Below are 24,150 nucleotides of genomic sequence, written 5' to 3' on the forward strand. Positions count from 1 at the left end.
CTTTAAATTTCACTGAGTGGGAAGAAAATTGGTATAATAACTTTAGGTAATATCCATTCATGATTATTGCCTTTTAAGCTAAGTTTGACTGCTGTGATTTTGACACTTACAGGGTAAAAGCATGTTTTGCGAAGATGGCTATATTTGGGCATATTAGCCTTCTTAATGTGATGAGCAGGTTCCTAGCCAAATGAGGGTAAGATTATTGTCCTTTAGATGACCTGATATGAGTATATTAACCTCAACCTTTTAAACCAATATTTGCAGCTATTATCACTCAATGCCTACAGATAAAAAGGTATTTTCTCTATTGCAGGAAATGCCATAATGCTGTGTATAAATAAAGTCTACTAAAGCGATTAATATGAAAATAATCTCCTTAAAACAGCTGTGTTGTGGCCGTTACTTTGTACTGCCGCTAAGTTTTAAGGACGAACCAAGCGGCAAGTATTAACTGTTAACGCTCTACCTCAGTTAACTCATTTAAATAGCGCTGACCATTTTCAACATAATGTTTAGCCGATTGTGTAAACATTTCACGGGTAGAATCATCAAGGGCTTTAATAATTTTTGCTGGCGATCCTAATACTAAGTGTCCGTCAGGTACCTGCATATTCTCAGTAACTAAACTATTAGCGCCAATTAAGCAGTTTTTACCAATGTTAGCCCCATTAAGCACCACCGCATTCATGCCCACTAGCGTATTATCGCCGATAGTACAGCCATGAAGCATCACCTTATGGCCGACGGTGACATCACGTCCGATAGTCATAGGGAAACCTGTATCGACATGCAGAATTGAGCCATCTTGTATATTGGTGTTTTCGCCAATCTTGACGGTTGCCATATCGGCGCGAATAACCACATTAAACCAGATGCTGACATGTTCACTTAAGACAACATCTCCGATAAGTGTGGCATTGGGGGCGATAAAATTATTGTCATGTAAACTGGGGCTAGTGTCAGCGAGTCGGTAAATCATCTTAGTATCCTTATTAAAATCACTCTTGATACCTTAATTTATTCTCACCATAGAGTAAATTAGACCTTAGCGTTATTGCAGATAAAACTTTAAAGATTAATTTATATTGAAAATATATGAGCTTGGTTTTGAGCTACAGGCACAGCAAGTCGTTTAAGCGCAGTTGTTCGTGCCTTTGATACCCATCCAGAAGTTAAAAAACAAATAGAAAGTAACGGGCATCAGGTAAATTGATATTTAGGTTGTAGGTAAAAAATAGATTATGATTGATAAAATGAGACAGCGTGAATTCTGCGTTTGTTTCCACATCTCCAGTATTCTTATTTTCTTTAGGATCTGTTTGAATTTTTCCGGAGTACGGATTGAATAATAATATATTTCAAACTACTTTTGGTGACCTTGAATTAGGGGGTCGTTGCTAACGGATACATTGATTGTCGATCTCATGATGAACTAATAGCTGAGCAATTAGTTTATTGACTGTGCTTATTAATAAGGTTTTTATGAAAAAACTCAACCCCCTAAAGCAGGTCTCTGGCATACCAAAGGCCAAAAATTTCGAGCTAGACCAAGGTCAGTTAACTCACCAAAACTTTCAAAAGGTTATTTTTAATAGCAATAATTTTATCAGCATCGCGACTGACGCTCAGGGGGTAATTCAGTTTTTTAATCTTGGTGCTCAACAAATGTTGGGTTATAACACAGATGATGTGGTGAATAAGCGCACAGCTGCTGACTTATGCGATCCTGAAGTTATGATCAACCGTGCTAAAGCTCTGACAGAAGAATTCCAGGTCATTGTCAAGCCAGATGTTGATGCATTGTTATTCAAAGCCACCCGTAGTATTGACGACATCAATCAGCTGACCTATATCTGTAAAAATGGCAGCCGCTTGTCCGCTATGGTGTCTGTTGTTGCCTTGTATGACACGCAAGACGTTGACATTATCACGGGTTACCTGCTGATCGGTACAGATAATAGTGCACGTAAAGACGCTGAAGAGGCTTTGCTCAAGGCAGATGCGCTGCAGAGTGCCATCCTTAATAGTGCTAATTTTTCCAGTATTGCCACTGATGCCAAGGGAGTCATCCAAATTTTTAATATTGGTGCTGAGCGCATGTTGGGCTTCGCCGCTCTTGATGTTATTAATAAATTAACCCCAGCCGATATTTCCGATCGGCAAGAAGTGATCGCTCGAGCGAAAGAATTGAGCGAGGAGCTCGGTACTAGCATTCAACCAGGTTTTGAAGCCATGGTGTTTAAGGCGTCCCGTGGCATCGAAGATATCTATGAGTTGACCTATATTCGCAAGGATGGATGTCGTTTCCCTGCTATTGTCTCGGTGACCGCGCTGCGTGATGCGCAAGGTACTATTATCGGTTATTTGCTGATTGGCACGGACAACAGTGCCCGCCAAGAAGCTGATAACAAGTTATGGCAAGCCTCGCAATACGCACGTAGTTTGCTTGAAGCCAGCTTAGACCCTTTAGTTACTATCAACGTCTATGGCAAGATCACCGACGTTAATGAAGCGTCTATCAAGGCAACTGGTGTGGCAAGGGATAAGTTGATCGGTACTGACTTTTCCAACTACTTCACCGATCCCGAAGAGGCTAGGAAAGGCTACCAAGAAGCTTTCTCTAAAGGTTCGGTTACCGATTATCCACTTACCATGCGCCACTGTAATGGTCGTCTTATTGATGTGCTTTATAATGCGTCGGTTTATCGGAATGAGCAGGGCAAGGTGCTGGGCGTATTTGCCGCCGCACGTGACATCACCGCACGTAAAAAAGCGGAAGAGGCGCTAGTCAAGGCGGGCGCTTTGCAGAGTGCTATTTTTAATAGCGCTAATTTCTCCAGTATCGCCACTGACGCGAAAGGTGTTATCCAGATTTTTAATGTCGGTGCTGAGCGCATGCTTGGTTACACCGCCATTGATATGGTGGATAAGCTGACGCCGGCCGATATTTCCGACCCACAGGAAGTAATCGCGCGAGCTGAAGAGCTGAGCGAAGAGCTTAAAACGCCGATAGCTCCTGGCTTTGAAGCACTGGTATTTAAGGCATCTCGTGGTATTGAGGACATATACCAGCTCACCTATATTCGTAAGGATGGTAGTCGATTTCCTGCGGTGGTATCTGTTACCGCCTTGCGCGATGCGCAAAATACTATTATTGGTTATTTATTGATAGGTACCGATAATACCGCGCGTATTCAGGTGGAGGAAGAAAGAAAGCGACTTACAGCGACACTACAAGAAAAAAATGCTGAGTTAGAGTCGTCTAAAGCAATAGCTGAAAAGGCTAATAGGGCTAAATCAGAATTCCTGTCCAGTATGAGTCACGAACTACGGACACCGCTTAATGCTATTCTTGGTTTCGCTCAATTGTTGGAAAAAGGTCAGCCACTACCAACAGACGCACAATTGGTAAGATTGCGCCAGATAATTAACGCTGGCTGGTATCTACTTGAGTTGATCAACGAAATTCTCGATCTTGCTGTGATTGAGTCCGGCCGGCTTGCGTTGTCGCGCGAGTCGGTTTTGTTAATTGAAGTTATCAATGAAAGTCGGGCTTTGGTAGAGCCACAGGCACTTAAACGTGACATAAAGCTCATTTTTTTACCCTTTGATAATAGCTGGCATACGAATGCTGATCACACGCGCTTGAAACAGGTGTTGATCAACTTGCTCACCAATGCAATTAAATATAATCGTCAGCATGGCACTATTACCGTGCAATGTAGCGAGATAAAAAACAATAAAACGTCGACCGAACGTATTCGAATAAATATTAAAGATACCGGTAATGGTTTGTCTGTAGAAAAATTAAAACAACTATTTCAACCTTTTAATCGTCTTGGTCAGGAAGAGGGCGCTGAGGAAGGCACTGGCATTGGTTTGGTTGTAACTAAACAGCTGGTTGAATTGATGGGCGGGTCTATCGGGGTAAAGAGTACGGAGGGTGTAGGTTGTGACTTCTGGATAGAACTCAAGCGAGACGTTGCCCCGACACTGCTCGATAATAATGTTCTGTCGACAGAGCTGATACCCCAGGTATCGGGGGCAGCTGGCACTTGCAGTTTACTTTATGTTGAGGATAATCCGGCCAACCTGATGTTGGTCCAACAAATCATCAATGATCAGCCCAATGTCCGTATGTTAAGCGCGAGTGACGGTCATCAAGGCATCGAGTTGGCGCGCACTCAGCGACCCGACGTGATCCTGATGGATATTAATTTACCCGGTATCAGCGGCATCGAAGCGCTGGCTATTCTCAAAAATGATACCAAAACGGCGCATATCCCGGTTTTAGCGATTAGCGCTAATGCTATGCCACGTGATATTAAAAAAGGGCTGCAGGCAGGGTTTTTACGTTATCTGACCAAACCGATTAAAATTTCAGAATTTATTGAAGCGTTGGATTATGCTTTGGAAAATAACCAGTTAAGCGACGGTACATGACGAGCACTGACCGATGGTCCCTAAGCTAATAATAAAAACAAGTGTGGTGCTTTCACCTTGGATCCCATGGTTAATGTAGTAAACAGGATATGATTTATGATTAATGAACAAGACATTCTCAACGCACACATTTTGATTGTTGATGACCTAGAGACCAATGTACTATTGTTGGAAGGTATGTTAACAGAAAGTGGCTACCAACGTATTGATTCAACGATGGATCCCCTTACTGTGGTCGAGTTACATCGCGCCAATTGTTACGATTTGATCCTGCTCGATCTGCAAATGCCGGTGATGGATGGCTTTGAGGTGATGAAAGAACTCAAACTAATAGAAGGCAGTGATTACCTGCCAATACTTGTCATCACCGCTCAACCGGATCACAAATTGCGGGCGCTGACTGCCGGAGCCAAAGATTTTATCGCAAAACCCTTTGATATAATGGAAGTTAATACCCGTATTCGTAATATGTTAGAAGTTCGCCTTTTGTATAAAAAACTCGAGAATTACAATCAGCAATTAGAAAAAACCGTATTGCAGCGAACTGCCGCATTACAAGACAGTGAAGCGCGGTATCGTAGTCTGGTTGAACTCGCCTCTGATTGGTATTGGGAGCAAGATGCAAAAGGCAAGTTCACCCACTTATTTGGGCCGGTCCAGCAGATGTTGGGTTTCGAGAATGAGTCTGCGGTGAGTAAGGCACCTTCAGCTAATGATGAGCTCTTGGCGAATGAAAATCACTCCGCTAGCGATGAGCACTTAACGGTCAATAATGAGATGAAACTGACCGGTTGGAATGAAGTACAGCGCAGAGAGTTACAAGCTATGATCAATGCTCGGCAACCGTTTTTAGATTTTGTGTTCAGTCGAGTTAATGACGATGGCTCGCAGCAACACTATCAGGTCAGTGGCGAGCCAATGTTCAATCAGTACTCACGCTTTATCGGTTATCGTGGTTTTGGAGTGGAGCTCACGACACGTTCTATCATCAATGAATTGGGACACTAACCATGGTGAGTATCAAACAAGCTAATATAACCAACAGTCCTTTGCAAAATCATATACTGTCGGCGCTGCCAACAGTTGAGTTTGAGTCCTTCAGTACTCATTTGGAATTAGTCCCCATGCCTCTGGGTGAGTTTCTTTACGAGCCGGGTGTAGAGTTACAGCACGCCTATTTCCCTACGACTTGCATTGTTTCACTGCATTATGTGTTGGAGTCAGGGGCGACAGCCGAAACTGCCGGAGTAGGTAATGAAGGGATAGTAGGGATTTCGTTATTTATGGGCGGCAATACTACGGCTAGCTCGGCGGTGATACAAACGGCAGGTTACGCATATCGTTTGGATAAAAAAATTCTGCTGCGGGAATTTAACCGCTCTGGTTTATTTCAGCGAGTACTACTGCGTTATATTCAGGCATTGATGACCCAAATGTCACAGACCGCCGTTTGTAATCGTCATCATTCTTTAGAGCAGCAATTTTGCCGCTGGTTATTGTTAACCCTAGATCGCTTACCGTCGAATGAGCTGGTGATGACCCATCAATTAGTCGCCAGTATGCTAGGTGTCTATCGTGAGGGGATCAGCATTGCCGCAGGTAAATTGCAACAGGCGGGGGTGATTAGTTATCGACGCGGCCACATTAGCGTGCTGGATCGCGCTAAGCTGGAAGGCAAAACGTGTGAATGTTACGCGGTAGTGAGAACTGAGCTAAAACGACTACTGTCTGATGGCTTACTTGCAGATGAAAAATTCGCTAAGTGTCAATCACAAGTGAACAACATTTTCGAAAAACCTTAAATTTCAAAATAAAAATTACAATATCACTATGCTCGAAAGACTTATTTATTGCCGGTAACAATCCCTACGTTCAGTGGCGATGGATCCATTGTATCTTGCTCATTTTAATGGTCATCAAGGAGTTTAATTTAAAAGGCTAATTAAAAAATAGCGGCTTATGTATGACATAATACAGTCAACCTGTTGTGAGGCGAGTATAAATAGACTGTTGATAAAGAGATCTTATAGAAAGATCTTTTAAATTTTTTATTAGCACTCAATCACAACAAGGATACACTTGATGAAAATGAACCAGATAATTGACAGTCGAATTTCTTTAATGTCGACGCTTCTGCTGACTATCCTGATGGCAGGTTGTAACAATGATAATAATGAGGTGCCACTTGAAAATGAAAGTACGCCTATCATTATTTCCAGTAACGTTGCCGATATGGCGGTTGACGTGGCAATTAACGCACAAATTACCGCTACGTTCAGTGAAGCGATGGACTCAACCACGCTTAATACCTTGAGTTTTACGGTTGCCGCTGGCAACGAAACGGCAATAGCAGCGACAGTAAGCCTTGATAACGCTAGTAATACCGCAATTCTTACGCCAACAAGTGATTTTAGCGCAGGTACTTTATATACGACAACGATTACTAGTGCGGTGAAAAGCGCGTTAGGTATCCCATTAGCCAGTGATACTGTTTGGTCATTTACCACAGCAGCTGCGCCCGATACCACTAGCCCAACAGTAAGTTCAACGTATCCGTTAAATAGCGCGATTAATTTTGCGCGTAACCGAAATATAACCGCTGAAATAAGTGAACCGTTGGATCCCGCAACCGTTAACACAACTAGTTTTACGCTGAGCGATGGCGCGACGGCGATTACTGGTACGATAAACTACACGGGGACAACCGTGACTTTCGATCCTGAAAGTGATTTAGCCGCCAGTACGCTTTATACGGTAACGTTAACCACGGCTTTAACCGATCTTGCGATACCAGCTAATTCATTGCTTACTAATTATGTCTGGAGTTTTACTACCGGCACAGACATTGCCGAAGGTCCCGCTTTGGTTAATTTGAGAACTGCTGGTGATATGGTCATTCTTGCAAAGGCAGGTATCACCAACGTACCGACATCGAGCATTACCGGTAACATAGGTGCCAGTCCAATTACGGCAGCTTCGATGGATAACATTACGTGTAATGAGATCAGTGGAACCATCTATGGCTCTGATGCCGCTTATACTGGCAATGGTGATGTGAGCTGCTTCGCGGGCACAGCGTCAGATACAACCTTAGTTGCTAATGCAGTACTCGATATGGGTAGCGCTTACGCTGATGCAGCGGGTAGAACCACCCCGGACTTTACGGAGCTCTATGCCGGTGATCTTAGTGGTCAGACATTACAGCCGGGTCTTTATAAATGGGGAACGGATGTTTTAATTTCAACAAATGTGACTCTTGAAGGTGGGGCAAATGATGTCTGGATTTTCCAGATAGCGGGTGATGTAAATGTTGCTGATGGCAGTAGTATCTTCTTAACTGGCGGTGCAATGGCTAAAAATGTATTTTGGCAAGTTGGCGGCGGTACCGGTGCGATCATTGGTACTACTGCTCACTTCGAAGGTATCATTCTTGCTGAGAAAGGTATTACCGTCAATACTGGCGCATTGATTAACGGGAGATTATTAGCACAAACAGCGGTGACTCTAGATCAAAATGCAGTTACTCAACCTGCTCAGTAAACCTGTGAATTGAGGTGAAATAAGACTTGAAATATTAAAGGCCCTTAGGGGCTTTTCTTATTTATACGCTTTAACCGCACCAGACAATATAGGACAATAAAATAAGCCAGCCCCACTTAGTTTAAACTAGATAGCTTAAATCATATAGTTAGAGTTAAATTAATTACTTTGTGCGCCATATTACACCGTGGAATATAAAAAGGTGGTTATACCAAGTCTATGACTGAAGCTATTAAGAGTGGCAGTAGCCTGTGAAAATATATTGCTACGCCAATGTGAAACGGTAGAGCGAATACCGTGACGAGGAGATAAATATGATTGATGGACAAGATATTTTTGACGCTAACATTTTAGTTGTTGATGATATTGACACCAATGTGCTGTTACTTGAGCAAATGCTAAGCGAAAGTGGCTATCAGCAGGTCACCTCAACGATGGATCCTTTTACGGTGGTTGAATTGCATCGGGCTAACCATTACGACTTAATTCTACTCGATCTGCAAATGCCCGGCAGGGACGGTTTTCAGCTAATGGAAGATCTTAAATTAGAACCCGATAACAACTACCTTTCAATTTTGGTGATCACAGCACAAATTGAACAAAAATGGCGGTCATTGGCTGCTGGCGCCAAGGGTTTTATCGGTAAACCATTTAATATTGTTGAAATAGACACATGTATTCGCAATTTACTGATAGAAAATAGCTTAATAAAACAGCATAAAATGTAGGTTCATACAAGTGAATAGACCACAGGCTAGCTTGCAAGACACTTTTATAACAACCGGATTTAAAAACCAAGCGTAAATCCGACGTCGATTATATTCAGTCACTAAATTTCAGGCGCAGCCTTTTGAGACCGCGACAGCAAAAGACCAAACACCAAACACAACTAGAGCCGACATTATCAGCAGCGCCTTTTAAAAAGCAGTGACATGATTATTTTATCAACAAGCTACCCATCAATAGGTAGGGCAATGATAATAATGGTTTATGTATGTTAGCTCACAGTGAAGCCAATCAAGAAAGTGTATAAATAGACTTGTACACGGAAGGCAAGCAGATCTAGACACAATGTTCGTTGATTTGCTAAAGACGAAACTTAAGCCTGACTGCGTCCAACAATAAAATTGATATAAATAATTAAGTCCGAATATTTCTGCTGGCCAGTGATCGCAGTGTTTAATTGAGTGGCGTGCAATAACGCGCTTAATAACATGATCACTAACAATTACAGGATAAAACTAATGAAAACCACCCAGACAACAATCAATCGAAGTTTATGGTTGACGACACTATTGATGAGTACTTTACTGCTAGGTTGTCAGAATGATGATGATCCTACATCGCTGCCGCCGGTAGTGACTACCCCAACAGTGACTTCAGTAACCCCCATGGATACATCAACAGCAGTGCAGATTGGCACGTCTGTTAGTGCAACATTCAGTGAAGCGATGGACACTTCAACAATTAATGATGAAAGTTTTGTGCTAAGTGCTGAAACACAGGCGGTAGCCGGTTCGGTGATTGTAGATGCGGCTAGTAATACCGCAACTTTTACACCAACCGTGGCTTTAAGCGCAAGCACAACCTACAAAGTGACCGTTACTTCAGCTGCCACAAGCGTCGCAGGTCAGGCACTGGCAGATGATTTTGTCTGGAGTTTCACTACCGATATAGTCGCAGACACTACCGCGCCAACAATCACTTCTAACCTTCCACTAAACGAAGCCGTTGATGTCGCATTAAACAGCAGTATTAGCGTTAACGCTAGTGAAGCACTTGCTGTGAGTACAATCAATACCACGAGTTTTACCGTAAGTGACGGAACAACAGTGATTACTGGTACTATTACTCAAGAGGGGCTAATGGTGACATTTGTTCCTGCTGAGGAAATGTCGCCTGCAACACTTTATACTGCAACGCTGACGACGGCTATTACCGATCTAGCTGTGCCGGCAAACTCACTTGCTAGCAACTACGTATGGTCTTTTACTACCGCCGCGATTATCGACACTACCGCGCCAACAGTCAGTTCAACCGATCCGATTGATTCGGCAACGGATATTGTTCTTGACACTAAGATCAGCGCCAACTTCAGTGAAGCACTTGATTCAAGCAGCGTTAACACCACCAGCTTCACCGTGAAAAATGGGACAACACCAGTTGCCGGTGTGGTGACGAGTTCAGGGTCTACTGCTACTTTTACACCTAATGACGAGCTGGCCGCCAATACCCTTTATACGGCTACCTTGACCACCGCGATTAATGATCTTGCCATTTCGCCTAATGCCTTGGCAAACGACTATGTCTGGAGTTTCACAAGCGGACGGACTACACCAACTATCACGCTTACCAATCCGCTTGATACTGAAACCGATGTTGCCATCAACCACAGCTTGATCGCTACTTTTAGTGAGTCTATGGATGCTTCAAGCATTGATACTTTAAGCTTTACCCTATCAGCGCCAGGTCCTGTTGCTATTGCAGGTACGATAAGCTTAGAAGCGGAAAGTAACACCGCAATTTTTCAGCCAAACAGTGATTTTAACGCGAATACTCTTTATAGCGCTACTATTACTACTGCGGCGATGAGTTCAACGGGCATGCCATTGTTAAGTGATTATAATTGGAGTTTTACTACCGTGTCGGCACCAGATGTTACTGCGCCGACAGTTACCGCAACCGATCCACTTGATAACGCAATTAATTTTGCACTTAACCGAAATCTGGTGGTTGAATTTAGTGAAGCGCTAGAGCCGTCAAGTGTTAACAGCACAAGTTTTACAATCACGGACGGAGTAACGTTTGTGGCCGGAAGTTTGGTTTATGCAGGCACTTCGGTAACGTTTAATCCGACCGATGATTTAGCCGCGAACACACTTTATACCGCAACGTTGACTACCGCTATTACTGACCTTGCAACCCCTGCTAATCCATTAGCGAGTGATTATATTTGGAGTTTTACTACTAGTGCCGCCGCTGCTCAAGGCCCAGAGCCAGTCGAGCTTAGAACCGCAGGTGATTTTGTTATTCTGACTAAAACAGGCACGACCAATGTGCACTCTTCTGCTATCACTGGCAACATGGGCGCAAGTCCAATCACCGCTGCGGCGATGGACAATGTTTTTTGTACTGAAATAACCGGCACCATTTACGGTTCAAACGCTGCTTATACAGGCAGTGGTGATGTCAGTTGTTTTGCCGGTGCTGCACCCGATAATACCTTAGTGGCTAATGCGGTATTAGATATGGGTACCGCTTATAACGACGCAGCGGGTAGAACATCACCTGACTTTACTGAATTATATGCCGGCGATATCAGTGGTCGAACCTTAATTCCAGGTTTATACAAGTGGGGCACAGGCGTATTAATTTCAACTGATGTCACCCTAACAGGTGGCGCAAATGATGTCTGGATATTCCAAGTATCGGGTGATATTACCCAGGCTGATGCGAGTAGAATTATTCTTTCAGGTGGCGCTCAGGCTAAGAATATTTTCTGGCAGGTTGCTGGTGGTGCTGGTGTAACAATTGGAACCACAGCCCATTTTGAAGGTGTGATTTTGGCGGAAAAGGCAATTGTAGTGAATACTGGCGCTACAGTTAGTGGTCGATTATTAGCTCATACCGCGGTAACGTTAGATCAAAACGCTGTATCGCAACCAACGGAATAAACGTTTTATGCGTAGTGGCTTTACTCACAACAAAATATTTGAACAGCGTTCATCTCAAGAGAAGCCCAGAAATTTAGCGATTTAACTTAAAGACCCTACGGGGTCTTTTTTATTAATAGCCTGTAGGGTTGTGGTTTCATGTATGGTAAGGAGCGATGATGTATCTGGGTAGGGGAATGTCTCAATTTAGCTCAAACCAAGCAAATAAATACAGCCAATACAGCCAATTTATTTAAAAATAGATAAGTCAAAAAGTATCCCGTCATTGAAGCTGAAATTATCCAGACTATATATAATAATGAAAAGTTAACGCTTTATCGCCGTTTTTGTTGTTACTTTATTATGTTTAACAAATAATAATTAATGGCTTATCTGCTCGGTGATGTTATTGTTTTCGCCAATCTGACGGTTGCCATTCGGCGCGGATAGCGACATTAAATCAAACACTGACATCTTCACTTAAAACAACGTCTCCAATAAGTTTGGCATTGGGGACGATAACATTACTGTCAGTTAAACTTGGCGCTAGGTCTGCAAGTTGATAAATCATTTTTTTTATCCTTATTAGCATATATTTCAATATATTATTTTCTTCTCGCTACAGAGCAAACTAGACCTTTGGGCTATAAGCGATAAAGCTATATCGGCTAGCTTATAGCGAAAATAAATAAGCTTGATGTATGAAAATCAAACTAATAGTGGTAAAACATTAGGCTAATTAATCTAATTAATTATAATTTTAACATTCAGTTGAATGAAGTGCCTCACAAGTAAAAACAAGAAAACAAACTATTTACTTCACTTGTGAACCGGTATTTTTATGATGAAATAAAGGTGATTTATGATTATTGGTATACCGAAAGAAACATTGTCAGGTGAAAACCGAGTCGCTAGCGCGCCAACCGCGGTAGTTGCTTTGCTCAAGCTGGGTTTTGAGGTGCAAGTACAAAAAGGCTGTGGTATTAAAGCAAGCTTTACCGATCAAGAGTTTATTGAGGCCGGTGCCAGTGTTGTTACTAAAAAAAATGTTTGGCAGTCTGATATTATTTTTAAAGTAAATCCTCCGAGTATCGAAGAAATAGATTTAATGAAAGCCGGAGCTAACCTGATCAGTTTTATTGCTCCAGCACAAAATGACGATATTTTAGCGGCACTGAAAGATAAAGGTATTACCACCTTAGCGATGGAGATGGTACCAAGAATGACTCGCAGCCAATCAATGGATGCGCTAAGTTCGATGGCGAACATCGCAGGTTATCGTGCGGTTATTGAAGCTACACATCATTTTGGTCGATTTTTAACCGGCCAAATAACTGCAGCGGGTAAAATGCCGCCAGCTAAAGTGATGATTATCGGTGCTGGTGTTGCAGGTCTTGCCGCTATCGGCACAGCCAGTAGTTTGGGCGCTATTGTTCGTGCCTTTGATACTCGCCCTGAAGTGAAAGAACAAATTGAAAGTATGGGCGCTGAGTTTCTTGAGCTTGATTATGAAGAGCCTGAAGATACTGGCTCAGGTGATGGTTATGCAAAAGAAATGAGCAAAGCCTTTATCGACGCAGAAATGGCCTTGTTTGCTGAACAAGCAAAAGACGTTGATATTATTATTACCACTGCGATGATCCCCGGCAAACCTGCACCTAAGCTTATTACCACTGCCATGGTTGAATCAATGAAAACCGGCAGTATTGTGGTCGATTTAGCGGCGGCAGGCGGCGGCAACTGCGAGTTAACTGAGGCTGGCAAAGTTGTTAATGCTAATGGTGTCAAAATTATTGGCTATACCGATCTAGTTTCTCGACTTCCTAATCAATCGTCGCAGTTATATGCCAATAACTTAGTCAGTTTGGCAAAACTACTGTGTAAAGAAAAAAACGGCACCTTCAATATTGATTTTGAAGATGTGGTTATCCGTAATATGACGGTTGTTAAAGACAACGAAATTACCTTTCCGCCACCGCCTATTCAGGTTAGTGCGGCGCCAGTTAAACCTAAAGCTGAACCAGCGAAAACTGTCGAGGTGAAAAAAGACCAGCCGATGAATCAGAGGAAAAAACACGCATTTATGGCTGCAGGTGCTTTGCTTTTTGCGTGGGTTGCTAGTGTGGCGCCGGCTGATTTTCTTTCACACTTCACGGTTTTTGTTTTAGCCTGTGTTATTGGTTACAACGTGGTGTGGAATGTTAGTCACTCACTGCATACCCCGTTGATGAGCGTTACCAACGCTATATCTGGCATTATCGTGGTTGGTGCCGTTTTGCAAGTTGGCAATAGTAACCCGTTAATTCAAGTGCTCGCCGGTGTCGCGATACTTATCGCGACAATCAATATTGTTGGTGGCTTTGTGGTCACTAAACGTATGTTAAAAATGTTTAGAAAATAAGGGCGATGTAATGGAATTTTCTCAAGGTTTAATCAGTGCAGCTTATATTTTAGCCGCGTTATTGTTTATTTTTAGTTTGTCGGGCTTGAGCAAGCAGCAAACAGCAGAAACCGGTAATTGGTACGGTATTGTCGGTATGACTATCGCGCTTATTGCCACCATTGCTGATCCGCGTGTCGACAATGTTTGGATAATTTTAGTGACTATGCTCATTGGTGCAGCTATTGGCCTACAATTGGCGAAAAAAGTTGAAATGACACAAATGCCAGAATTAGTGGCTATTTTGCACAGTTTTGTTGGTTTAGCTGCGGTATTGGTGGGGTTTAATAGCTATTTTGAGATGGATCATTCAGCGATGGCTAACTTTACCGACAGTCAACAAATGGCGACTAATATCCATTTAGTGGAAGTGTTTCTTGGCGTGTTTATTGGTGCGGTAACCTTTACCGGCTCGATTGTTGCCTTTGGTAAGTTACGGGGCATTATTAATTCAGCCGCGTTAATGCTTCCTCATCGCCATAAACTAAATTTAGCCGCCGGTGTTATATCATTCGTCTTGATGGTGCTGTTTGTGCAGCAAGGTGGCGGAGATAGTCTGCTTTATTTAATGGCCTTAATTGCCTTTGTTTTTGGCTGGCACTTAGTGGCATCAATTGGCGGTGCTGATATGCCGGTGGTTGTTTCTATGCTCAATTCCTACTCGGGCTGGGCTGCAGCTGCTGCAGGCTTTATGCTAAATAATGACTTATTAATTGTTACCGGTGCATTAGTTGGCTCATCAGGAGCGATTCTTTCCTACATTATGTGTAAGGCGATGAACCGCTCGTTTATTAGCGTCATTGCTGGTGGTTTCGGTACTGACGTGGTGATCGATACAGATACAGATTATGGTGATCACGTTGAAATTAACGCAGAAGCCGTGGCTGATATGTTAAATGGCGCCAAATCAGTGATTATTACGCCGGGTTACGGCATGGCCGTAGCACAAGCTCAGTACCCCGTTTATAAATTGACACAAACCTTAAAAGATAAAGGTGTAGATGTACGTTTTGCTATTCATCCTGTTGCGGGTCGATTACCAGGTCACATGAACGTGCTATTAGCGGAGGCAAAAGTGCCTTATGATATTGTTTTAGGCATGGAAGAAATCAACGATGACTTTCCTGAAACTGATGTGGTATTGGTCATTGGTGCGAATGATACGGTTAACCCTGCGGCGGCTGAAGATCCCACTAGCCCAATTGCGGGTATGCCGGTATTAGAAGTATGGAAGGCAAAAAATGTTGTGGTGTTTAAACGCTCGATGGCAACAGGGTATGCTGGTGTGCAAAACCCATTGTTTTTCAAAGATAACACGCAAATGTTATTCGGTGATGCTAAAGATTCTGTTGAAGAGATATTTAAAGCGCTCTAGTAGGCTAGCCTAAACTTAAAATGCCGATAATGATTATCGGCATTTTTTTTGTTCGAAATATGATTTTTTCTGATTTTTTATTGTGAGTTAACTTACTAGCAATTTTATTTTCTTTGGCAGCAGATAAAGTTATTTATCTGCTCACCAATTTTGTTAAGCTGTTCAACATCAAAATTATTTAGTTAACCTCAGTTGCGTCATAAGTTATTTTAACTTGAGACGTTATTTATTTGGTCAGTGTTTATAAAGCACATATAGCTGTTTAACTTACGTCCATATTCAATACGACTATTTTATTAATCACAAGGGTGATTTTGCTAGGCGTTAAGTTTGGTGTAGTTTAAGTTATTTGAAAAACGAGCTGAGTTATAACTAACAATTAATCATTCGGAGAAAAATGTGGTAGAAGCCAGTGTAATTGAGCCCAGTATTATAGAGTTATGGGTTGGCACTATTAACGGTTATTTATGGGGCAGTATTTTAATTTACCTGCTTACTGCTTGTGGTATATGGTTTACTATTCGCTTGAAAGGGCTGCAAATTAGACGCTTCTTTCACATGTTTACCATTTTAAAGTCCAGCCGAAAAAGTTCGACTCATGGTATCTCTTCTTTTCAAGCCTTGTGTACGTCGTTGGCGGCGCGTGTTGGTACCGGTAATTTAATGGGGGTGGCGGTTGCTATCTCGTTAGGTGGTGCGGGGGCGGTTTTTTGGATGTGGCTAATTGCCTTAGTCGGCATGGCAACAGCCTTTGCCGAAAGTGCTTTAGGGCAACTTTATAAAGAGCGTGATAGTAATGGCAACTTCCGTGGTGGTCCGGCTTACTATATGAGCAAAGGTTTGAAAAACAAAAAACTCGCCGTGACATTTTCATTATGCTTGTTTTTTGGTTATGGCTTTGTTTTTAGTGCGGTACAAGCGAATTCGATTACCAGTGCATTTAATGGCTCGTATGGTTTTGAGCCCTTTTATACTGGCATTGTTATTACGATTGCTGCGGCTTTTATTGTTTTAGGTGGGCTAAAAAATATTGCCCGTTTTGCTGAGCTAACAGTTCCTTTTATGGGGCTACTTTACATCGTTGTTTGTTTAGTGGTTATTTGGCTCAATATTGAAAAAGTACCTATGGTAATTAATGATATATTTGCCTCGGCATTTGGCTTAAAAGAAGCGGGTAGTGGTTTAGTTGGTGCGGCCATTGTGCAAGGCATTAAACGTGGATTATATTCTAACGAAGCGGGAATGGGCAGTTCTCCCAATGCCGCTGCCGCCGCTGAGCCTTTTCCTCCGCACCCGGTATCTCAGGGTTACATTCAAATGTTAGCGGTATTTTTTGATACTATTGTTATTTGTTCTTGTACAGCTATTTTGATCTTACTCTTTAAAGATACCGGCAGCCAAGCACAAGGTATTCAATTAACGCAACAAGCACTGGCTTATCAAGTTGGGGCTTGGGGCAGTGATTTTATTACTCTGGCGATATTGTTATTCGCTTTTACCTCAATCGTGGCGAATTATGCTTATGCAGATAACAATTTAAAGTATTTAAAATTGGATAATATGCAAGGGCGATGGTTTCTGCGTATTGGCTTTTTATTAATGTTGGTATTTGGTTCGGTAGCGACTTTACCGGAAGTGATTGCGTTAGCTGATTTATCGACAGGCTTAATGACGATTGTTAATGTCAGTGCATTATTCATGCTTTCTGGTGTGGTGGTAAAAATAACTAAAGACTACCATCAGCAGCAAGATAAAGGTTTGTTACCTACCTATCAACCTGATGAAAAAGAGCAGCAAGCGTTTAATTTGACCAAAGGGATTTGGCAGAAAAAATAGCTTGGTGATTTAGCACACATCCTGGTCAGTCTATGAATTGATACTAAACAGCGTATTGAATTATTAGGCTAATATTTAATAGCAACAACTGACAACAAAGCTGCTATAATCCGCGCCTTAATATTTTGGCGCTCAGCTATTTGGCTTAATGCGTTGTTTACGATAATACAGAAATGGTGATGTGATGAGTGTGGATGCAATAGGTTTATCGGCTAGTTTACTAAAAGCGGTAAAAGCATGCGGTTATAAAAATTTAACGCCGATTCAACAACAAGCCATTCCAGTTATTCGTACCGGCGTCGATGTTTTAGCAAGTGCACAAACCGGTACGGGTAAAACTGCGGCATTTACTTTACCGATCCTTGATGGTTTAGCTAAAAAAGTTAAACCTAATGCCGATGGTTTTGATACTACCACGACGGTTAAAGCATTAATTTTAACGCCAACACGTGAGCTAGCAGCGCAAGTTGCTGAGAATGTAAAAACTTATAGTGAGTTTTTACCTTTGCGCTCTGGAGTTGTTTTTGGCGGTGTTAATATGCCACCACAAACAAAAATGCTGAAAGCTGGAGTTGATGTTTTAGTAGCAACACCAGGACGTTTAATTGAGCATCTTGAACAACGTAATTTAGATTTATCGCAAGTACAGTATTTGGTGCTAGATGAAGCCGATCGTATGCTTGATATGGGATTTTATAACGATATTGAGCGTGTTGTTGCCATGATCAAGGCGAAGCATCAAACCTTAATGTTCTCGGCAACATTCTCCAATAAAGTTAAAACCTTAGCTAAAAAAATACTTAAAACGCCAAAAACAATCGAGGTAGCACGTCAAAACTCGACATCGGGTAAAGTAAAACAATCCGTATATTGGGTGTCTGAAACGCGTAAGGCAGAATTATTGTCTGAGCTGATCGGTGTTAATAATTGGCAACAAGTATTAGTTTTTGCCGGCACTAAAGAAAGCGCTAATATTTTAGCAAAAGAATTAAAGCTTGATGGTATAAAAACCGCTTTATGTCATGGTGATAAAACTCAAGGTGCGCGTAATAAAGCGCTAGAGCAATTTGTTGATGGTAGTGTTCGAGTTTTAGTTGCTACCGATGTTGCTGCCCGTGGACTTGATATTGCCAACTTACCTTATGTAGTTAACTTTCATTTACCCTTTCTGGCAGAAGATTATGTTCACCGTATTGGTCGTACGGGTCGTGCGGGTAAGTCAGGCACGGCTATATCATTGGTAAGCCCGAAAGATGAGCAATTCCTTGATAATATAGAAGCACTGATTGAGCGTAAATTTGAGCGCATTATTGTCCCTGGTTATGAATTAGACCGAGCCTTGCCTGGACAATATGACGCGAAAGAAGATGCGCCATTGAAGAAAAGTCGCTATAAAGCGACGCAAGAGAAAAACCAACTGTTAGCGCGTAAAAAAGAAAGCGCAACGCCAGCGGCAAAACGTCGAGCTAAGTCTCAAAAGCAAAAAAATAACAGTGTTGGAAAAAGACGTTAATTACGTTTGACTCTAGTGCTATTAAGTTCAAAAAAATAATTCATAATGTCTGAATACGATAGTTTTATAGAAGTACCTTTTGGAAATAGGCATCAATGCTGGTTCTGTGCTGAGCCAGCAGCGAGTCATTTCACCTTTCCACACCAAGAACATCTCATTTTTGATTGCCCACACCAAAAGTTAACAGTACCAAGCTGTAGCGAATGCTCTGATGCTGCGCTTAAAGCTAAAGTTAGAAATATTTGGCAAGTAGAGCAACATGTCAAAAAATATCTGATGAAAAAATACAAAAAAGATTTAGCGATTGGCTTAAATTGGACACGCGAAGAACTCGCTAACTCGGGTTTTGAGGGCGGCAGTTTCTCAGGCTTTCAAAAAAGTGCTTGGTTTATGTACGAAGTGGCAAAAGGGCGGGTGAATTTCTGTGGTTGGCCACTGGTATTAGACGGTATTGAGATCGAAAAAGACAATATCAGTGATAGTTTCACTTTTGACGGTGTTGCTTACCCGAGTATTGAAGAGGCTATTGAATCTTACAGTGAGAACTTTCGCCTAGATGCAATGTTTTTACGTCAAATATTGGCAAAAATTGGTCAAGAAAAATTTGCCCAAGCGGTAAGAGTTTGCCGCTTGTACATTGCCGCTACACCTGCTGAGAAATCACGAGCGTTACGTGACTTCTAAAGTCAGCACTTTAACTGGAGTGTTGTGAAACGACGCTCAACTTGCGTGGAATGTTCATTTTTTGTGAATATAGTGCCGTGTCTGCACGTTCAAAAAAACTTATCGCATTGTCAGCTTTATTCATAAATGCTAAGCCTAAGCTACTGGTAACGTTATATTTTGCTAATAATGCATCATGTGCCATTGCTTGATAAATTCGCTGCTCTATTACCGTTAATGATTGTTGAGAAGCATCGGCAATAATAATAGCGAACTCATCGCCACCAAAGCGAAAAATACAGTCAGTGTCTCGGACACTTTGACGTAATGCCTGGGCAAAATGTACTAGAACGTTATCGCCGATAATGTGACCAAAAGAATCGTTAATGGCTTTAAACTTATTCAAATCGCAAAGAATTAAGCCAACACGCGAATGTCGACGCGCTGCTTGAGCCATAGTGCGTTTAATTTGTTCGTCAAAACTTCGACGGTTACCTAACTGTGTTAAGCCGTCTTGCATGGCTAGTTGCATCGCTTGATGATACTTAACCGCATTGTTTAGCGGGTTAATCAGTAGTTGATGCAGTTCATTGAGTATTTCATAGTTAGTAATACTTATCGGCATATTGACAGCATAGGTGAGCATGCCAAAAAAATGTCCATTAAGTTTTAATTCAAATTGACGTTCAGCTTTTGCCTGTCGACTACCGCGAGCCGTAGCGCTTACATCGGTATGTTTAAAATAAATACCAGTAAAATCAAGATACTTTGCTACTTCAATTGCAAAAATATCGATCAGTTTTTTTACCTCTAATGTTGTTTGTAATTGTTCGAGCAAGGCTAGATTACGCTGGCTTTGCTGCTCATTATGTTGAAATAATGTAAAGGCATTGAATTTGGAGTTAGGATGGTTAACAACATTGACAGTTCGCATGATTTTTTCCTAGCTATTTTGACGTTAAAGCTTTCTTGGTTTACCTAAAGCAAAAAGCATACCTAGTCGACTAATTAATAAGGTTTTTATGGATGATTTTAATAAAAAGTTATTTTTCGACTAATATTCGTCTCGTTACGTTGTTTTTTTAGTTACATAAGCCGTAAGTAGATATTTGTTAAGTAACCGTTTTTAAGTATGTTTTTCTACTAGTTAAGGAAAATAATTTAGACAAGACGGCTACTGCAAGGCTACACTTAAAGTGACTCCGTTTATTTCTTAATAAGCGTATTAGCTAATCATCGTCTGTAATTACCCGTTTTACCATCTTGTAAGGAACACATGTGACAAGTCATCTTGAATTACTCGCTATATTGTCCAGTGCCGTTTTAATTGTTTGGCTTTTCCGTCGTTTGCAATTGCCAGCGATATTGGCTTATTTAGTGGCAGGAGTGTTAGTGGGCGAGCATGGCTTAGCTTTAGCTCAAGAGCATGTGGATTATGATCATTTTGCTGAACTGGGTATTGTTTTTTTACTTTTCACCCTCGGACTTGAATTTTCATTGCCTAAGCTTGTGGCAATGCGGCATTTAGTGGTTACCGTCGGCAGTTTACAAGTCGGTATTTCCCTCGTGCTTTTTATGCTCGTTGCGATGTTATTAGGGCAGAGCTTTGCTGCAGCAATAACTATTGGTGGCATTTTGGCACTTTCTTCTACCGCCATTGTTATACGGCAACTCAGTGAAAGTGGCGGCATGAAGAAAAAATCCGGCCAGCTCTCTGTTGCGGTCTTGTTATTTCAAGATGTTGCGGTAGTACCACTATTAATCGTTATCCCTTTACTTGCCCAAGGCGGAGATTCATCTTTTATTTTAGCGCTGCTCTTTGCTTTGGTGAAAGGGGTGTTTGTTGTTTCACTTTTACTACTGGCAGGTAAATGGCTATTACCTAGGTTATTTAACTTAGTGGCACAAGTGAGAACTGATGAACTATTTGTTTTAACAACATTATTAGTAACTTTAGTGGCGTCAGCGTTAACACAATGGTTTGGCCTTTCGATGGCATTAGGTGCCTTTTTAGCCGGTATGATGTTGGGTGAAAGCCAGTATAAGCATCAGCTTGAAGCCGATATTAGGCCCTATCGAGATATTTTATTGGGTTTGTTTTTTGTTACTGTTGGTATGAAGCTTAATATTGGAGTGGTGTTTTCATCGCCTTTGATAATTATTTCTTTACTAGTATGTTTTATGGTCGTGAAAGTATTGGTTATCACGTTGTTGGCGAAGCGAGCCGGAGAGTCACCCAAAGATGCTTGGGCTGCAGGTATTATGTTAGCGCAAATGGGTGAGTTTGGTTTTGTACTTATTGCTTTAGCTAGCCAAGTTGAAATTTTACCTGAGACTACGGCGTCAATCCTGTTGGGAACTGGCGTACTGAGTATGGCGATAACGCCTTATATGATTAGTCATGCCCGCAGCTGGGGCTTGTGGCTTAGCCGAGAAGAAATTATCGATACCCAAGGTCTCGATCAGTTACCGAACAGCACATCATTAAGTGATCACGTTATTATTTGTGGTTTTGGCCGGATTGGCCAAACTGTCAGTCGATTTTTAAAACAAGAGTCAATCGATTTTGTCGCTATCGATATCGACCCATTACGAACAACTAAAGCACGCGAAGCCGGTGAAAATGTACTTTTTGGCTCATCACGGCAAGCAGAGTTGCTTCATGCAGCGCATTTATCACAAGCGAAACTCGTGGTCATTGCTTTCGGCGAAGATAAGCAGTCACTTGATGTTATTCAGAAGGTACGCTCTTTATCCCCAGATGTGCCTATTTTAGTTAGGACGCGTAATGATGATCAGTTAGACGAGTTGCATGCTGCAGGTGCCAATGAAGTAGTGCCTGAGAGCTTAGAAGGGAGTTTAATGCTTGTATCGCAAGTATTGTCGTTAACCGGGGTGCCTTTTTCGAGAATAGTTCGCCGTGTGCAAAAAGAGCGAAAAAATCACTACAATCATTTACATGGCTTTTTTCAAGGTGAACATACCGATATGAGTCCTGAAGCTATTGACCGTATTGAATTTGCTCATGCTATTATTTTATCAGAGCAATCTTTTGCTAATGGTTATTCAATTGGCTCATTAAAACTTGATGAACGCCGAGTCGTTGTTGTCGCATTAAGACGAGATGATATTGAAACTGAAGAGCCTGACAGTAGTACTATCCTAAAACCACAAGACACCTTGATTGTACGTGGTAAGCCAAGACGAGTAGAGCGCGCAGAGCGTTTTGTGCAAGAAGGCCATTAATATCTATACAATCAGAACAGTATTTTTTATATTATCAGGTCGAAGAGGTAATCAGCGCGCTAATTGACCTTTTCCTGATGTAACTCAGATATCGAGAAATTGACGGATTTTATTTTCTTGCTCAAGTGCATCATTGAAGCCAAGGTTTATCAATTCTTTACAGTAATTTTTTTCAAACAGTAAATAGCTCAGTAAACTCGATTCGGCATCATTACTAATACCAATACCACGGAGAAGTAATCGGATTGGCAGTGGTAATCTGTCATAATACTTAACGGCAATGCTATTAAAGTTGTGACTGGGGTTGAGCAAATAAGAATCGATATTTTTTAAACCTGTGGTATTTTTTTTATTCTCATCAGGAATTAACGATAAGGTATGATTAACTCGCTCCATACGTTCAATATCACTTTGTAAGGTATCAGAGAAAACCGAATCCAGTAAATGGCCAGCAATGGAGGCTGTTGTCGGGGGATGAGGATTGTTTTCTACTGCATGAATAGGATCTTTAGGTTGCTCAACACCGACAATAAATATTTTTTCCGCTCCTAAATGAATCGCAGGACTTAAAGGAGATAACTGATGAACAGAGCCATCACCTAAGTGGTTACGTCTTATTTTTACCGACGGAAACACTAACGGAATAGCCGCTGATGCCATTAGATGTTGACTATTTAGCTGTGTTGGCTCACCACGACGCTTAGATCTAAACCAAGGGGAAATAGACTCCTCAGATTGAAAGAAACTAATAGAGTCGCCACTGGTATAGCTTGAAGCTGTTACGGATACTGCGGATAGGTAGCCGCGCCGAATATTGGTATCGATGCGATTAAAATCGACTACAGTCTCTAATAGTTGTTTAAGTGGCGCATTGTTTAATAAACTTCTCGCACTCTTATTCGCATAATCGGCTTGAAAACCGCCGAGTAAGCCCGCAATCAAATGGCTAGATACACGTATGGCATCACTGTGATAAATACGGCCAGGGTCGAGGTTTTTCCATACCCATTCTAATTTTTTAACCGCCAATTGAAAACATGAAGCATAACAAGCTAGTGCGGTTGAGTTGATAGCGCCAGCTGAAGTACCACAAATAATGGGAAAAGGCACACCGTGGTTACGTGGCATAAACTTAGCTATCGCAGATAAAACCCCGACCTGATAGGCTGCGCGCGCGCCACCACCAGTTAATACGAGGGCATTATTACTGTTAATATAGCTGCGTTTATTTGTCATTAAGTGAACCAAGTGGATTAAATTTTTGTTGTTGGGCGTGATTTTAATCAGTTTTCGATAGGGTAGCTAGTTGAAATGAAAAAATTTTGGTTGTTATAGTAAATAGTGAGAAAAAAAGGCCAGCTAATGCTGGCCTTTTTAATGACATAAGAATTATTAACTAGTAAAACATTGAACTTACACTAAGTATAAACGCCTACTG

General features: G+C 41.7%; 15 protein-coding genes. 12 read left to right on the plus strand and 3 right to left on the minus strand.

The annotated features are described in order from the left end of the window. Positions 1 to 457: 457 nt before the first annotated feature. Positions 458 to 982, minus strand: coding sequence for a gamma carbonic anhydrase family protein (locus FGD67_RS20070; protein WP_257172790.1), 525 nt, complete (start codon positions 980 to 982; stop codon positions 458 to 460). A 503-nt stretch (positions 983 to 1,485) separates the two neighbouring features. On the opposite strand from FGD67_RS20070, the gene FGD67_RS20075 reads away from it, so the two are divergent. The 11 genes from FGD67_RS20075 (at position 1,486) to FGD67_RS20125 (ending at position 19,487) form a co-directional block, all read left to right on the plus strand. Continuing rightward, positions 1,486 to 4,446 carry a PAS domain-containing hybrid sensor histidine kinase/response regulator gene (locus tag FGD67_RS20075; protein WP_257172791.1) on the plus strand — a complete coding sequence of 987 codons (2,961 nt, stop codon included), beginning with the start codon at positions 1,486 to 1,488 and terminating at the stop codon, positions 4,444 to 4,446. A gap of 96 nt (positions 4,447 to 4,542) precedes the next feature. After that, a complete protein-coding gene (locus FGD67_RS20080) occupies positions 4,543 to 5,454 on the plus strand; it encodes a response regulator (protein WP_257172792.1) in 912 nt (303 codons plus the stop codon). A 2-nt stretch (positions 5,455 to 5,456) separates the two neighbouring features. Continuing rightward, positions 5,457 to 6,248: a Crp/Fnr family transcriptional regulator gene (locus FGD67_RS20085; RefSeq protein ID WP_257172793.1), complete on the plus strand. Its 792-nt coding sequence runs from the start codon at positions 5,457 to 5,459 to the stop codon at positions 6,246 to 6,248. A gap of 280 nt (positions 6,249 to 6,528) precedes the next feature. Further along, positions 6,529 to 7,986, plus strand: coding sequence for an ice-binding family protein (locus tag FGD67_RS20090; RefSeq protein ID WP_257172795.1), 1,458 nt, complete (start codon positions 6,529 to 6,531; stop codon positions 7,984 to 7,986). 314 nt (positions 7,987 to 8,300) lie between these two features. Then, the gene (locus FGD67_RS20095; RefSeq protein WP_257172796.1) at positions 8,301 to 8,714 is read left to right on the plus strand and encodes a response regulator; all 414 of its coding nucleotides are present in this window, start codon (positions 8,301 to 8,303) and stop codon (positions 8,712 to 8,714) included. Positions 8,715 to 9,230: 516 nt separating this feature from the next. Next, positions 9,231 to 11,660 carry an Ig-like domain-containing protein gene (locus FGD67_RS20100; protein ID WP_257172797.1) on the plus strand — a complete coding sequence of 810 codons (2,430 nt, stop codon included), beginning with the start codon at positions 9,231 to 9,233 and terminating at the stop codon, positions 11,658 to 11,660. An 841-nt stretch (positions 11,661 to 12,501) separates the two neighbouring features. Further along, positions 12,502 to 14,040, plus strand: coding sequence for a Re/Si-specific NAD(P)(+) transhydrogenase subunit alpha (locus FGD67_RS20105; protein ID WP_257172798.1), 1,539 nt, complete (start codon positions 12,502 to 12,504; stop codon positions 14,038 to 14,040). Between the two features lie 10 nt (positions 14,041 to 14,050). Then, positions 14,051 to 15,454, plus strand: coding sequence for a Re/Si-specific NAD(P)(+) transhydrogenase subunit beta (gene pntB / locus FGD67_RS20110; protein WP_257172799.1), 1,404 nt, complete (start codon positions 14,051 to 14,053; stop codon positions 15,452 to 15,454). 429 nt (positions 15,455 to 15,883) lie between these two features. Then, the gene (locus FGD67_RS20115; protein ID WP_257175176.1) at positions 15,884 to 17,290 is read left to right on the plus strand and encodes a sodium:alanine symporter family protein; all 1,407 of its coding nucleotides are present in this window, start codon (positions 15,884 to 15,886) and stop codon (positions 17,288 to 17,290) included. 184 nt (positions 17,291 to 17,474) lie between these two features. Continuing rightward, positions 17,475 to 18,803, plus strand: coding sequence for a DEAD/DEAH box helicase (locus FGD67_RS20120; protein WP_257172800.1), 1,329 nt, complete (start codon positions 17,475 to 17,477; stop codon positions 18,801 to 18,803). Positions 18,804 to 18,848: 45 nt separating this feature from the next. Next, positions 18,849 to 19,487 carry a hypothetical protein gene (locus FGD67_RS20125; RefSeq protein WP_257172801.1) on the plus strand — a complete coding sequence of 213 codons (639 nt, stop codon included), beginning with the start codon at positions 18,849 to 18,851 and terminating at the stop codon, positions 19,485 to 19,487. A gap of 10 nt (positions 19,488 to 19,497) precedes the next feature. On the opposite strand, the gene FGD67_RS20130 is transcribed toward FGD67_RS20125, so the two are convergent. After that, a complete protein-coding gene (locus FGD67_RS20130; RefSeq protein ID WP_257172802.1) occupies positions 19,498 to 20,400 on the minus strand; it encodes a GGDEF domain-containing protein in 903 nt (300 codons plus the stop codon). A 344-nt stretch (positions 20,401 to 20,744) separates the two neighbouring features. Between FGD67_RS20130 and FGD67_RS20135 the strand changes: the two genes are divergently transcribed. Further along, positions 20,745 to 22,712 carry a cation:proton antiporter gene (locus tag FGD67_RS20135; RefSeq protein ID WP_257172803.1) on the plus strand — a complete coding sequence of 656 codons (1,968 nt, stop codon included), beginning with the start codon at positions 20,745 to 20,747 and terminating at the stop codon, positions 22,710 to 22,712. Between the two features lie 84 nt (positions 22,713 to 22,796). Here FGD67_RS20135 and FGD67_RS20140 read toward each other — a convergent pair whose 3' ends face one another. Then, positions 22,797 to 23,948 (minus strand): patatin-like phospholipase family protein, encoded by a 1,152-nt coding sequence (locus FGD67_RS20140; RefSeq protein WP_257172804.1) that lies wholly within the window; start codon positions 23,946 to 23,948, stop codon positions 22,797 to 22,799. Positions 23,949 to 24,150 lie beyond the last annotated feature (202 nt).

It is taken from the genome of Colwellia sp. M166 (assembly GCF_024585285.1).
In the GTDB taxonomy this organism is placed as follows: Bacteria; Pseudomonadota; Gammaproteobacteria; order Enterobacterales; family Alteromonadaceae; genus Cognaticolwellia.

Coding starts and splice junctions, on each gene's coding strand:
- FGD67_RS20070 (WP_257172790.1), bottom strand. CDS start 982: ATGATTTACCGACTCGCTGACACTAGCCCCAGTTTACATGACAATAAT.
- FGD67_RS20075 (WP_257172791.1), top strand. CDS start 1,486: ATGAAAAAACTCAACCCCCTAAAGCAGGTCTCTGGCATACCAAAGGCC.
- FGD67_RS20080 (WP_257172792.1), top strand. CDS start 4,543: ATGATTAATGAACAAGACATTCTCAACGCACACATTTTGATTGTTGAT.
- FGD67_RS20085 (WP_257172793.1), top strand. CDS start 5,457: ATGGTGAGTATCAAACAAGCTAATATAACCAACAGTCCTTTGCAAAAT.
- FGD67_RS20090 (WP_257172795.1), top strand. CDS start 6,529: ATGAAAATGAACCAGATAATTGACAGTCGAATTTCTTTAATGTCGACG.
- FGD67_RS20095 (WP_257172796.1), top strand. CDS start 8,301: ATGATTGATGGACAAGATATTTTTGACGCTAACATTTTAGTTGTTGAT.
- FGD67_RS20100 (WP_257172797.1), top strand. CDS start 9,231: ATGAAAACCACCCAGACAACAATCAATCGAAGTTTATGGTTGACGACA.
- FGD67_RS20105 (WP_257172798.1), top strand. CDS start 12,502: ATGATTATTGGTATACCGAAAGAAACATTGTCAGGTGAAAACCGAGTC.
- pntB (WP_257172799.1), top strand. CDS start 14,051: ATGGAATTTTCTCAAGGTTTAATCAGTGCAGCTTATATTTTAGCCGCG.
- FGD67_RS20120 (WP_257172800.1), top strand. CDS start 17,475: ATGAGTGTGGATGCAATAGGTTTATCGGCTAGTTTACTAAAAGCGGTA.
- FGD67_RS20125 (WP_257172801.1), top strand. CDS start 18,849: ATGTCTGAATACGATAGTTTTATAGAAGTACCTTTTGGAAATAGGCAT.
- FGD67_RS20130 (WP_257172802.1), bottom strand. CDS start 20,400: ATGCGAACTGTCAATGTTGTTAACCATCCTAACTCCAAATTCAATGCC.
- FGD67_RS20140 (WP_257172804.1), bottom strand. CDS start 23,948: ATGACAAATAAACGCAGCTATATTAACAGTAATAATGCCCTCGTATTA.